Source organism: Microbacterium sp. BK668 (genome assembly GCF_004362195.1).
Classification (GTDB): Bacteria; Actinomycetota; Actinomycetes; order Actinomycetales; family Microbacteriaceae; genus Microbacterium.
The window spans coordinates 338,226-351,923 of record NZ_SNWG01000001.1; the positions used below are offsets into that span (position 1 = coordinate 338,226).

8 protein-coding genes are annotated in these 13,698 nt (G+C 70.3%); 6 read left to right on the plus strand and 2 right to left on the minus strand.

Annotated features, from left to right (window positions below):
* Window positions 1-146 precede the first annotated feature (146 nt).
* The 6 genes from EV279_RS01550 (at window position 147) to EV279_RS01575 (ending at window position 10,112) form a co-directional block, all read left to right on the plus strand.
* On the plus strand, window positions 147-1,295 hold the full coding sequence (locus EV279_RS01550) for a DUF1972 domain-containing protein (RefSeq protein ID WP_243728395.1): 1,149 nt from the start codon (window positions 147-149) through the stop codon (window positions 1,293-1,295).
* Window positions 1,292-2,404, plus strand: a complete 1,113-nt coding sequence (locus EV279_RS01555) for a Gfo/Idh/MocA family oxidoreductase (protein ID WP_133541188.1) — start codon at window positions 1,292-1,294, stop codon at window positions 2,402-2,404. The genes EV279_RS01550 and EV279_RS01555 overlap by 4 nt, the downstream gene beginning before the upstream one ends.
* 1 nt (window position 2,405) lies before the next feature.
* Window positions 2,406-3,296 carry a hypothetical protein gene (locus tag EV279_RS01560; protein ID WP_208109447.1) on the plus strand — a complete coding sequence of 297 codons (891 nt, stop codon included), beginning with the start codon at window positions 2,406-2,408 and terminating at the stop codon, window positions 3,294-3,296.
* Between the two features lies 1 nt (window position 3,297).
* Window positions 3,298-4,509: a glycosyltransferase gene (locus tag EV279_RS01565; protein ID WP_133541189.1), complete on the plus strand. Its 1,212-nt coding sequence runs from the start codon at window positions 3,298-3,300 to the stop codon at window positions 4,507-4,509.
* A 472-nt stretch (window positions 4,510-4,981) separates the two neighbouring features.
* On the plus strand, window positions 4,982-5,329 hold the full coding sequence (locus tag EV279_RS16765; protein ID WP_166644414.1) for a DUF4352 domain-containing protein: 348 nt from the start codon (window positions 4,982-4,984) through the stop codon (window positions 5,327-5,329).
* 58 nt (window positions 5,330-5,387) lie between these two features.
* Window positions 5,388-10,112, plus strand: a complete 4,725-nt coding sequence (locus EV279_RS01575; RefSeq protein ID WP_166644415.1) for a PKD domain-containing protein — start codon at window positions 5,388-5,390, stop codon at window positions 10,110-10,112.
* 142 nt (window positions 10,113-10,254) lie between these two features.
* Here the strand turns inward: EV279_RS01575 and EV279_RS01580 are convergent, their stop codons facing one another.
* Together EV279_RS01580 and EV279_RS01590 are read right to left on the minus strand one after the other, a co-directional pair.
* Complete coding sequence (locus EV279_RS01580) at window positions 10,255-12,828, minus strand: right-handed parallel beta-helix repeat-containing protein (protein WP_166644416.1); 2,574 nt, start codon at window positions 12,826-12,828, stop codon at window positions 10,255-10,257.
* 185 nt (window positions 12,829-13,013) lie between these two features.
* Complete coding sequence (locus EV279_RS01590; RefSeq protein ID WP_347876846.1) at window positions 13,014-13,544, minus strand: CDP-alcohol phosphatidyltransferase family protein; 531 nt, start codon at window positions 13,542-13,544, stop codon at window positions 13,014-13,016.
* Window positions 13,545-13,698 lie beyond the last annotated feature (154 nt).

Genomic DNA, 13,698 nt, shown 5'->3' on the forward strand with positions numbered 1-13,698 from the left:
AACCTCCCGATCCTGCGTCGCTCGCCCGCGTCACATCGCGGTGTCCGTCCGGTCAGCCCCAGTTCGGATGCGACACCGCTGGTCTGTCGCCCCCAACAGCGGGCGGGCGGCGCAGCTCTTCATCACGTGGAAGGCGGGTGAGCGCCGTGGTCTCGACAGTGCGGATCCTCGGCACGCACGGTGTGCCGGCGAACTACGGCGGGTTCGAGACGGCCGCCGAGAACATCGCGCTGCACCTGCGCGATCAGGGCTGGGCCGTCGACGTCTACTGCCAGCTGCCCGGCGTCGCGCGGACGAAGACCGACGAATGGAACGGCGTCAAGCGCACGCTCATCCACGAGCCCAAGGAAGGCTGGCGGGGAACGGCCGCCTTCGACCTCACGTCGATCCGGCATGCGATGGCCGTGCACTCCCCGGGAGACGTCTGGCTCACGTTCGGCTACAACACCGGCGTCTACGACGTGCTGCCCAGGCTCCGCGGCATCCCGAACGTCATCAACATGGACGGGATGGAGTGGACGCGCAAGCGCTGGGGGCCGCTCAAGCAGGGCATCCTGCTCGGCAACGAGCGCTGCGCCGGCTGGGTGGGCGACGTCCTCATCGCGGATCACCCGGTCATCGCCGACTACCTGCGGCGCCACTTCGGCCGCCGGCGGGTGCAGATGATCACGTACGGCGCGCACGAGGTGATCGGCGCCTCGACGGCGCCTCCGCGCGAGCTGGGGCTCACCCCCGGGCGGTACGGCATCGTCGTGTGCCGGCCGATACCCGAGAACTCGGTGCTGGAGATCGTCCGCGCCTGGTCGGCCGAGGAGCGCGGGATGCCGCTGGTCGTCGTGGGCCCGTACGGCGCAGACGATCGGTACCAGGCAGAAGTGATGAGGGCGGCCTCGCGCGAGGTCCTCTTCCCCGGCGCGATCTTCGACGCGGAGCGACTGCAGTCGCTGCGGTTCCACGCGGCGGTGTACCTGCACGGGCACACGGTGGGCGGCACGAACCCCTCGCTCGTGGAGGCGATGGCGGCGGGGAACGCCATCGTCGCGCACGACAACCCGTACAACACGTGGGTCGCCGGCCCCGACAACGCCTACTTCTCCGATTCGGAGAGCCTCGCGCGCATCCTCCGGGTGCTGCTCGGGGACGACGGCCGGCGCAGGCGCATGGGCGCCTCGAGCCGCCGGCGGTTCCTGGACGAGTTCACGTGGGCCAGGATCGGCGCGCAGTACGAGCAGGCGCTGCTCGACGGGCTCGCGCGCCACGGACATGTTCGGCAGAGGATGGGAGCCTTCGCATGATCGACGTCGCTGTCGTGGGTCTCGGAAAGATGGGTCTGTCGCATCTGGCGATGATCAGGGCGCATCCCGAGGTACGCGTCGTCGGCGTGTGCGATGCGACCGGATATCTCCTGGACGTGCTGGCGAAGTACACCGGGGTCCGCACCTTCAAGGATCTCGACCGGATGCTGGACGAGGCGAGGCCGCAGGCCCTCATCGTCGCCACACCCACCCACCTGCACGCCGGCATGATCCAGGCGGCGCTGGAGCGCGGCATCCACATCTTCTGCGAGAAGCCGCTCGTGATCGACCCGGCGCAGAGCGCGGTATTGACCGACGCGACGGCGGCGCGCGGTCTGGTGACGCAGGTCGGATACCACAACCGCTTCGTCGGGGCCTTCCGCGAGGTGCAGCGACTGCTCGACGTCGGCGCGATCGGCACGGTCAGCACGGCCCTCGCCGAGGCGTACGGACCCGTCGTCCTGAAGGCCGCGGGCCACACCTGGCGCAGCCAGCGCGCGACGGGCGGCGGCTGCCTCTACGACTACGCGGCGCATCCGCTGAACCTGCTCACGTGGTATCTCGGGGCGCCGGAATCGGTGAGCGGCAGTCAGCTGACCAGCATCTTCTCGGCGCACATCGACGACGCCGTCGCGAGCACGCTGCACTATCCGGGAGGCACGGCGCAGATCGTGGCGAACTGGTCGGACGAATCGCAGCGCAAGATGACGACCAAGGTGACCCTGTGGGGGACACAGGGTCGGATCCACGCCGATCGCCAGGAGATCCAGGTCTACCTGCGCGACGGCGCGACGATCCCCGAGGGCTACCACCCGGGATGGAACGTGCGATACACGACGGAGCTCACCGAGGCGCCGTGGTTCTACCTCCGCGGCGAGGAGTACAGCGCGCAGCTCGACGCATTCGTGCAGAGGGTCATCGACGGCGCCGTCGAAGGCGAGAACGACTTCGCGTCCGCGGCCGTCACCGACCGCGTTATCGCGATGATCAGCGAGGACGCGACGCGGGACGGCGCCCGGCTGACCCGCGAGGGCTCTGCCGCGCGGCAGGTCCCCGCGGCGAGACGAGGTTTCGGCGCCGCCTTGCGCGGACTCATGGCGGGGGCGTGAGATGACAGCGACAGCCACCCGGACCATGGACCGGCTCCTCTTCGGAGACAACCAGTTCTTCGGCGTCAACCACATGTCGGAGGAGAAGGCGCGCGCTCAGCAGATGCGCTTCCAGAACGTGGACGACATCATGGCGGTCCTCGACGCCGCCTACGACGAGGGCGTGCGCACCTTCATGTGCACGACCCACGATCGGATCGCGGAGGTCTGCGACCGGGTGCGCGCCGACTCCGCCCGCTACGAGGGGATGACGTTCTTCCCATGCATGCCCTACGCGCACAAGTACGCCAATGCCGTGACGGATGACGGCTTCCTCGGCGCCATCCGCCGGTTCCTGCCCGAGGAGGGCCTGCTCGACAGCATCGCGCGCGGCGCCTCGTCGCTGGCGCGCAAGGACATCGAAGGGGTCTCGACGCTGCTCGTCGACGCCGAGCTGAAGATGTTCGCGGGGCTGTCCACTCCGGTGATCTGGCTGCAGAACGTCGTGGTCGACCTCCTGTCGGGCCTCGGCTTCACCGACGCGTTCCGCATCTTCGCCGATCATGTGGCCGCCCGCTACGGCGCGCAGCCCGGATTCATCACGATGAACCTCCCGCGCGTGCTCGACGACCTGGACCGCGCGGGGGTCGAGAACCCGATCGTCTGCTCGAACATCAACAAGCTCGGCTTCCGCATGTCGGGCGGCGTGGAGGCCTACCGCGAAGCCATGGACAAGCGGCCGTTCCGCGCGGTCGCCATGTCGGTCTTCGCCAGCGGTGCCGTGCCGCCCCGCGAGGCGATCGAGTGGGTGTGCGGGCTGCCCAACCTGGAGTCGATCGTGTTCGGCGCCTCGAGCCGCTCGAACATCGCATCGACCGTCTCGCTCGTCGACGAGTACTGGCCGGAACGCTGACATGACACCCTCGGACGACCCCGCGCGGCAAGGCACCATCCTGATCGCCAACCCCTCCGGAGACCTCTACGGGTCGGACCGGATGATGCTCGAGGCGGCGCGCGGGCTCGTGCGAGACGGCTGGCGCACGGTCGTGACGTGCGCGAGCGATGGACCGCTCGTCGCTCGTCTGCGCGAGGCCGGCGCGGAGGTGGTCGTGCTGAGCGCGCCCGTCGTCCGGAAGAGCATGCTCAGCCCGCGCGGGATGGCCGCGCTCCTGCGCGACATCGTCACCCGGCTGCCGCGCATGCGCCGGCTCGTGCGGGAGGTCGACCCGGATGTCGTGCTGGTCAACACGGTGACGGTGCCGTTCTGGACGCTGGCCGCACGCACCTGCGGGACACCCGCCGTCGTCTACGTGCACGAGGCCGAGGCGGGACTCTCCGGCCCCGCCCGCGCGCTGCTGACCGCTCCGCTCCGGCTGGCGACGGGCGTCGTGTTCAACTCCGAGACGAGCCGCCGGGTGGCCGGCTGGGAGTCGGCGGATCGGCAGCTGCGCGCCGACGTCGTCCCGAACGGCGTGGTCGGACCCGCGCAAGCCCGCCCGGCACGCCTCGAGATCACCGGGCCGCTCCGGGTCGTCTACGTCGGCCGGCTGTCGCCGCGCAAGGGCACGGACCTCGTGCTGCGGGCCGCCGCACGTCTGCGGGATGCGGGTGTCGAGACCGATGTCGAGATCGTCGGCTCGGTCTTCCCGGGGTATGAGTGGTACGAGACGGAACTGCGGGAACTCGTCGATCAGCTCGACCTCGCAGCGCAGGTCAGGTTCACGGGCTTCCGGGAGACGGTCTGGCGCGAACTGGCGGATGCCGACGTGGCGGTCGTGCCCTCCCGGCTGGACGAGTCGTTCGGCAACGTGGTGATCGAGGCCCTGCTCAGCGAACGGCCGGTCGTCGTGGCCGACCACACCGGGCTCGCGGAGGCGGCGAGCGGATTCTCGGCCGCCGTCCTCGTCCCGTCCGACGACGAGGAGGCTCTCGCCCGGGGCCTGCTCCAGGTGCGCGACGGATGGACGCACTACCGCGCCGGAGCACGGCGCGACGCCGCGCGGGCACGGCGGGAGTACGGCACGGACCGGTTCCACGCACGCCTCCTGCGCGCGCTCCGACGACACACCGCTCCCGCGCCGAGCGCGGCACCCGGAGACCGGCAATGGACACCCGCACTCGACTGAGCGGGGCAGCCGCCGGAACCGGGGGTGCGCGCGGGGTCGAGCAGGCCTACACTGTGCTCACTGGGGACCGTGCCACTTGGGAATTGGCACGGCGAATGCGCGCCGCTGCGCGGAGCGCAGGGTCCTCCCCGACTCGGAGTATGGGGATTGGACAATCGTCATGATTGTTCGTGCATCAGCTGTGTGCGCCGCGGCTGCGCTGTGCATCGGCCTATCGGCGTGTTCCGTCGCACCGGAGTCCGCCGAGGGCGCGCCATCGCGCCCGTCCGCGTCGGCGTCGGCATCCCCCCGATCAGCCCCCCCGACCGATTCCGCTCCGACCCCTTCCGCATCCGCGCCCTCCCCTCCGTCCGGCGCGGATGCGGACCAGCCGGTTCCGAAGGCCGGTCGGGGAAGCGACGCGGCTCCCCCGACCCAGTCGGCGAAGCCCGTCACCCCCGCCGAGCCCGTCGCCTACCCCGACGGTGTCACGGTGCGCATCGCCGAGGTCTCGTACGCGGAGGAGACGGCGACCGGCCCGGGAAGCTTCCCCGGGAGAGCCTTCGCCCGGCTGAGCCTTCAGCTGACCAACGGCTCGCCCGAGCCGATCGATCTCGGAACGTCCGTCCTGACGGTGCTCGACAAGGACGGCCAGCCGGTCGCACCCGTGTACGCCGAAGAGGCGGAGGTGCGCGACTTCTCGGGCACGCTCCGGCCCGGCAGCACCGCGACGGCCGTCTACGCGTTCGCGATCCCCGAGGAATCCCGATCCGCCATCACGCTGGTCGTCGACTTCGATGCGGCGCACACGTCCGCCGTCTTCCGCGGAGGCCTGAGCTGACATGATCCCCGCACCTTCGCACCGCCCGAACCACGCAGCCTCGACCGGAGGACTCCGCATGCACAGCACCATCTTCGACCGGACGGGTGAGTCTGCACGGCGCATCACCGCCGTCATCGTCGCCCTCGCCATGGTCGTCGCGACACTGGCCCTGGTCGTCGTGCCCTCGACGCGCGCCGCCGCGGCCGATCCCCCGCCGCTTCCCGACACCGTGACGACCGACGTCCTTCCGACCTGGCAGATCAACGGCGTGGTGTGGAGTCAGGCCGTCGTCGGCAACAACGTCTACGTCACCGGCAGCTTCACCAAGGCCCGTCCGCCGGGGGTCGCTGCCGGCGGTGCCGGCGAGATCGACGCGAAGAACGTCTTCGCCTTCGACATCACGACCGGCAACCCGCTTCCCAACTTCTCGCACTCCTTCGACGCGCAGGGGCTCATCGTCCGCGCGACGCCCGATGGCAAGACGGTCTACTTCGGCGGCGACTTCACCCTGGCCGACGGGCAGGCACGCTCGCACGTCGCCGCCTTCGATGTCGCCACCGGCGCGCTCCTGCCCTGGGCGCCGCGCACCGACGGCCAGGTGCGCGGCTTCGCGTTCGCCGGGAACACGGTGTACATCGGGGGCAACTTCCGCTCGAGCGGCGGGCAGGCCCGCACCGAGCTCGCCGCCTGGAACACCACGACGGGAACCCTGACCTCGTGGGCCCCCTCGGCCGCAGGAGACGGGTTCGTGTGGGACATGGTCACGAGCCCCGACCGGTCCCGGGTGATCATCGCGGGATCGTTCACGCTGCTCAACGGCCAGACCGCGTACGGCATGGGATCCCTGGATGCCTCGACCGGCGATGCGATGCCGTGGGCCGTCACCGACACGATCAAGACGGCGGGCCTCAACGGTGCGATCTCCAGCCTCAGCACCGACGGAACGCAGGTGTTCGGGACCGGCTACGCCTTCGGCGCCGGAGCCTCCTTCGAAGGGACCTTCGCCGCCGACCCCTACACGGGCAAGATCAACTGGATCAACGACTGCCTCGGCGACACCTACTCGAGCTTCCCGCAGGGGCAGGTGCTGTACTCGGTGGGGCACCGCCACGACTGCACGGTCGTCGGAGGCTTCCCCGACACCAGCCCGCGCTCGCGCTGGATGAAGGCGAGCGCCGAACCCACGTTCCCGGTCGGCACCATCACGAAGAAGGACGCCTACGGGTGGGACTTCACGGGCCACCCCTACGCGGGGCTCCTGCACTGGTACCCCGATCTCGAGTTCGGCACCTACACCTCGGCCCGGCAGGCCGCCTGGTCGGTCACGGGCAACGCCGACTACATCGTGCTCGGCGGCGAGTTCCCCAAGGTCAACACCACGAACCAGCAGGGCCTGGTGCGCTTCGCGCGTCGGCCCATCTTGCCGCACGCGGTGGCGCCGCTGAACAACACGGCCTTCACACCGGCACCGTACTCCAACGAGGCAGGGACTGTGCGGGTGCCCTTCGGCAGCGTGTGGGACCGCGACAACACGACGATCACGTATGACGTGTTCCGCAGTCCCGCGACGAAGATCGCCACCTTCACCCGCACCGACAGCGAGTTCTGGAAGCTGCCGAGCCTGAGCGTCACCGACACCGGCCAGACCCCGGGCGCACAGGTGCGCTACCAGGTGCGGGCCAAGGATGCCGACGGCAACGTGCAGTGGAGCGCGTGGTCGCCGTACATCACGGTGTCGGATGCCGCGGCATCCACCTACCGGTCGGCGGTCCGCAGCAGCGCGCCGACGCACTACTGGCGACTGGGCGAGACGACCGGGACCCGCCTCTACGACGACGTCGGCGATGCTCCCGGGACCCTGCTGAGCCTGACGCTCGCCTCCGCGGGCGCGCTCACCAACGACGCGGACGGGGCGGTCACCTCGGCCGGAGGCAGCAACCCCCGCATGACCACGACCGACGCGGAGACCGCCGGGACGACGGCATCCGTCGAGGCCTGGGTCAAGACGACGAGCACGCGCGGCGGGCGCATCGTCGGGTACGGCAACTCGTCGACCGGGACGTCCACGTCCGCCCTCACCGACCGCGTGCTCTATCTCGATTCGTCCGGGCGCGCCAACTTCGCGATCAACGACGGGGCGTACCGCACCGTCTTCAGCAGAGGGAGCATCAACGACGGCCAGTGGCACCACCTCGTCGGCACCGTCGGCAGCGGCGGGATGGAGCTCTACGTCGACGGGATCCGAGTCGGACGCGACCAGAGTGCGACGACGCCCAAGACGTACGAGGGCTACTGGCGCATCGGCGCGGACCAGACGACGGGGTTCGCCAACCGGCCGAGCGACGCAGCGCTGGCGGGCAGCATCGACGACGTCGCGGTATACAGCAAGGCGCTGAGCAAGAGCGACATCCAGGCGCACTACCTCGCGAGCGGTCGTTCGGGCGCGTGGGGCGCCGCCCCCTCGGACGCCTACGGCACCGAGGTGTCGGCGGACGCGCCCGACCTGTACTGGCGTCTCAACGAGACCGCGGCAGGGCCGGTCGGCGACTTCGCCGCCGGCGGCACGACGGGCAACCAGACCGGCACGGTGACCCGGAGCCAGCCGGGCGCGATCACCGGCGACACCTCGACCAGCTTCAACGGACTGCTTTCGGGTCTCGTGGTCGCCCAGGAGGCCACCAACGCCCCACGGGCGTTCACGGCGGAGGTCTGGTTCAAGTCGACGAGCACGACGGGCGGAAAGCTCGTCGGCTTCGGCAATGCGGCGAGCGGCCTGAGCTCGAGCTACGACCGGCACATCGTGATGCAGAGCAACGGCCGTCTCAGCTTCGGGGTGAACAACGGCTCGCAGGTGAGCCTCGTGAGCCCGGCCGCCTACAACGACGGCCTGTGGCACTACGCGGTCGCCTCCCAAGGGCCGGACGGCATGAAGCTGTGGGTCGACACCAAGCTCGTCGCGAGCAACGGCGTGGCGACGGCGCAGAACTACCGCGGCCACTGGCGGATCGGCGGGGACCGCACCTTCGGCAGCACGTCGAGCAACTACATCACCGGCACGCTCGACGAGGTGGCGGTGTACCCGGCGGTGCTCAGTGAGCAGCGCATCCGCGCGCACTACGCCGCGGCGGGCCGCACCCCGGCCGAACGCGCTCCGGTCGCCTCGTTCACCGCGACGTCGAACGAGCTCGCGGTGAGCGTGGATGCCTCGGCCTCGTCCGATGCGGACGGCAACATCACCGGGTACGACTGGACGTTCGGCGACGGATCGACGGCGACCGGCGTGACCTCCTCGCACACCTACGCGCAGGCGGGAACGTACACGATCACCCTGAAGGTGACCGACGCGACGTCGCTGGTCAGCACGACGACGAAGGTCGTCACCGTCGCCCCGAACAAGGCGCCGACGGCCGCCTTCACGTCGACGGTGACGAACCTCAGCGTCGCGTTCGACGCGAGCGGGTCGACCGACACCGACGGCACGATCGCGAGCTACGCGTGGGACTTCGGGGACGGCCAGACCGGGGCCGGGGCCACGGCGACGCACGCGTACGCCGGCGCGGGGACGTATGCGGTGAAGCTGACGGTGACGGACGACCGCGGCGCCGTCGGGACGATCACGAAGAGCGTCACGACGACACTGGCGCCGAACACCCCGCCGGTGGCCGCCTTCACCTCCACGACGGACCTGCTCACCGCGTCGTTCGACGGCACGGGGTCCACCGACGGTGACGGCACGGTGACGAGCTGGGCGTGGAACTTCGGCGACGGGAGCAGCGGGACGGGCAGCACCGCGCAGCACGCCTACGCCACCGCCGGGGTCTACACCGTGACGCTCACCGTGACGGATGATCGAGGGGCGACATCGACCGTCTCCCGCGACGTGACCGTCGTCGCCAACCAGGCGCCCACCGCGTCGTTCACCGCCGCGGTGACCGACCTGACGGCGACGGTGGACGGGACCGGGTCGACGGATGCCGACGGCGCGGTGTCGACGTGGGCGTGGGACTTCGGCGACGGATCAGGCGGGTCCGGCAGCACGAGCTCCCACCTCTATGCGGCGCCCGGGACCTACACCGTCGCGCTCACGGTCACCGACAACCGGGGGGCGACGAACTCGACGTCGAAGCAGGTCACCGTGACCGCGCCCCTCGTCTGGGCCAAGGACTCGTTCGAACGGACGGCGACCAATGGCTGGGGCAGCTCCGAGACGGGCGGCGTGTGGTCCATGAACCCCGGCACGGCGACAGCCCTGAGCAAGTTCTCGGTCGCCGACGGCGTGGGGAAGGTGAGCCTGTCCGCGGGCAACAGCTACACGGCGTCGCTGCCTGGAGCGACCCCCTCGACGAACACCGAGGAGCGCTTCACGGTGGGGATCAACCAGCCGTCTACGGGGGGCGGGTACTACTTCTCGGCGATCGGCCGGCAGATCGACAACGCGAACGACTACCGAGCCAAGTTCCGGGTCGCATCGACCGGGGCGGTGGCGCTCTGGCTGACCCGCACGGTGGGCGGCGCGGAGACGGTGCTCACGAGCATCACGATCCCCGGCCTGTCGGTCACCGGTCCCGACACGTTGAGCGTCCGCGTGCAGGTCACCGGCGTCAACGCGACGACGCTGAAGGCGAAGATCTGGCGTGCGGGAACCGCGGAGCCCACGGCGTGGGCTCTGACGGCGACGGACAGCACCGCCGTGCTGCAGGCGCCAGGATACGTCGGCATCAACAGCTACTTGTCGGCCAGCGCCACGGCGGTGCCGATCGTGTACAGCTACGACGGATTCTTCGCGGGACCGGCGCAGTGACGCGATAGTCCAGCGGCTCGGATGGGCTCGCCACCGGAGGGCGGGCCCATCCTCCGCCGCGGGTCCCGCGCGCGACAGCGCCCGGGAGGCGGGCCGAGGATCGGCCGCGTCCCGGGCGCTGTCCCGTGGAAACGCGATGGGCTTACGGGAAGCGCGCACCGATCGTCGGGGTGCTGCTGCCGAGGTATCCGACGACAGCCGACGGGGGGGTCAGGGCGACGGCGGAGGACTGCGCGGCGATGTCCGGGAGCAGCCGGCCCGCGGCATCCGTCACCGTGCGGCCCTCGACGGCGATCGAGCGCGCGTCCTGACCCGTCGTCGAGCGGTACTCGGCGAACGTGTAGAAGACGTACGGGTTCACGTTCGCGGCGCCGCGCGACCAGACGACGAACCACGACGGCCGGTTCGCGGCGTCCCGCTGCACGACGTTGCCGTTCAGGCGGATGTTGAGGTCGCTCGCGGCGTACTTGTGCGAGTAGTCCTCAACACAGATCGTGCAGTTGCCGGTGCTCTGGGCGATGACGTTGTTTCCGACCGAGATGTCGCGGATCACCCAGGGCATGGTCGGGTCGGGGAAGGGGTAGCGCGGGTCGTGGCCCGGGACCGATGCGTCGTTCGCGCTGCGCTCGTCCTGGACGATGTTGAGCACGCGGTTCCCGCCGACGATCGTGTTGTTCCAGAGATTCACACCGCCGGTGTTGTTGATCTTCACGGCGTGGTCGACGTTGTTCAGCAGCAGGTTGTTGACGAAGTCGACCTTCTGCGAGATCTCGAGGAACACACCGTTCCCCTTGTTCTCGACGAAGTCCGATCCGGAGATCCGCGTGTCGTACACCGACTGGTCGGTCCACACCCCGGGGCCGTCGTTGCGGAGGAACGCGGACGAGGTGATCGTGAAGCCACGCGACTTGGCGATCTTCACCCCGCCCGAGACGGGCGCGTGGTTGAAGTGCTCGCTGTTGTTCTCGACGGCGAGAAGACCGTCGATCGAGAGGCGGTCGGCGAAGTTCGCGCCGAGTCCCATGAGGCCGTTGCGGGCGAGGGTGACGTCGCGCACCGTTGCGTCCGCGGCGCCGACGAAGAGGCCGGTCGTGGCGGTGTCGTGGATCTCGACGTTCTCGAGGGTGTTCCGCGGCGCCTCGACCGTGACCGCGCCCATCATCCAGACGGACGTGGCGTAGCCGCGGATGCCGATCCCTCGCACGGTCGTTCCCTCGCCGCGCAGCGAGAGGGCCTTCGTGAGGGTGCTCGCGCGGACCTCGTGGCCGGCCGGGTTGGTGCCGAGGTAGAGACGGTCGCCGGCGGTGTCGGTGAAGAAGGTGCCGGGCGCGAGCTGCGAGAGCGACGAGACCTCGCGCTGCTGGACGCCGTCGATGAAGACCTGCTCGGGGTTGGCCGCCATGGGATACGCGGCGTTCAGCCACTGCCACCCCGGAGCGGTGCCGTCGGCCTGGCCCTTGGTGAAGGAGGGCGACGCGTCGAAGTCGTAGGTCCAGCCGGAGCTGTAGAACGCGGCGCCTGACGGCGTCCAGTTCGTCAGCCGCTCCGTCCCGTCGAGCCAGACGGCCTCGCCCGGGTAGGACTGGATCGTGACGGCCTTGCCCGCCGGAACGGTGGCGCTCTGGTGGTACGTGCCGCCCCGCAGGACGATCACCGCACCGCTCGCGGACCGGTCGATCGCCGTCTGGATGGAGGCGTAGGGCGCGGTCACCGTGCCGGTGCCGCCGGCCGGGGCGGACGCGTCCACGTACACGGCTGCCGCGGGGACGGCGTAGCGCGTCGAGCCGACCGCCGCGGCACCGGTGTCGCCGCGCGCTCCGCTCTCGTTCCAGGTCGTCGACACCGGGACGGTGGGCGCCGTCGGGGGTGCAGGCTCGGTCGGAGCCGGCGTCGGGGTCGGGGTCGGCGTCGGAGTCGGAGTGGGCGTCGGAGTCGGAGTGGGCGTCGGCGCGGGGGCGGGAACCGCGGCATCCGACGACGTCTTCGCGATGGTCAGGTCGTCGAAGCGCACAGCCTGTCCCGGGCTGCTCGACGAGACGTAGACGCCCACGCCGACGCCGCCGGCACCGACGAGGCGGTTGGCGGCGGTGTCCGTGACCGAGAGATCCCAGGTGGTGCGGGTCGAGCCGACCGGGGAGACACGGGCGTCGATCGACGCCTGGTCGCCCGAGATGCGGGTCTCCAGGCGCAAGGGCGTGCCGGCTGCCGCCGTGAAGTTCGGCACGTAGAGCCGACCGAGCGACGTCTGCTGCGAGCCGTTGAGACGCAGCGCCTCGATGAGGACGCGGCCCTGGGGGTCGACGCGCGCCTGCACGTGGTACCGGCCGGCGTCGGTGAGGCGGGACTGAAGGCTGAGGTAGACGCCGCCGCCCGACCGGGGGAGCTGATCGAGCGTGAACTCGACGGACGACGTCCCATCCGCAAGCGACACGGCGGCCGGACGGGCTGCGACCGAGGTTCCCGGCCGCTCGACGACGGCGAGCGCCGAGCCGCCGTCCACGGAGAACGCGGAGGGGTCGGAGACGGTGTAGGAGCCGCCGCTCGTGGAGGTGCCGAGACCCGACGAGACGGTCCGGGTCATGTCATCGGAGAAGACGGCGGTGGAGGTCGACGCGCCGTCGAGGGCGGACGCCTCCTGGGCGCCGAGGACAGCGGCGCCCGGTAAGGCGAGGGCGAGCGTGAGGGCAGCAGCGAGCGAGGGCAGGGTGGAACGCAAGAGAAGATCTCCGGGGAATCGGGTATCCCGGCAGCGGGAATGAAGGCGCGCTCGGGACACACCTGGCATTACCGGGAAGCAATGTTGCAAAACGATAACAGCCGGCATGTCATAGCCCTGTGAGAATGAGACGATTCTCACAGCCGCCCCTCTATCCCTCGCCTCGAATGAGTGAGCGGATTCGGCTAGCCGAGCGCCTTCATCCTGCGGAACCACACTGCCAGCGCGGCCGCCAGGTACGCGATGGCCGCGAGGAAGAGAAGCGTGTAGACGAGCATGAACCAGCCGGTCGCACCCCACAGCACGAACGCGAGGCACCAGACGCCGTAGTCGGTCGGGAGCCCGAGCAACGCGCGCAGGGGCGACGAGCCGCCGGCCTCCGCAGCCTGTGGCACGCCCCGCTTGCCACGCAGCAGGTCGTTGAGGATCATGCCGAAGAAGGTCACGGTGGACACGATCGCGAAGCCGAGGGGAACGAGCAGCCACCGCGCGTCGGGCAGCTCGAAGAAGCGGTAGGCACCGATGGCGACGGCGACATGGAGCGAGACGAGCTTGGCGGAGTCGAGGATGTGGTCGAGCCACTCGCCGACCAGCGATCCGCCACCGCGCAGCCGGGCCACCTGCCCGTCAGCGCTGTCCCACGCGTAGCCGACGGCGAGGAGCAGCCAGACACCGACCCCGAGCAGCAGCGACGGCGGCACTGTCGCGAGGAGCACGATCCCCGTGAAGGTGAACGCGGCGCTGACGAGCGAGACCTGGTTCGGCGTGAGCCCGGCCGAGAACGCGGCCGCGGCGAAGAATCGCCCGACGGGCCGGTTGACGTAGACGGAGTACGCCGGCGCGCCCCGCGCGCGGCCCTTCTGGGCCGCG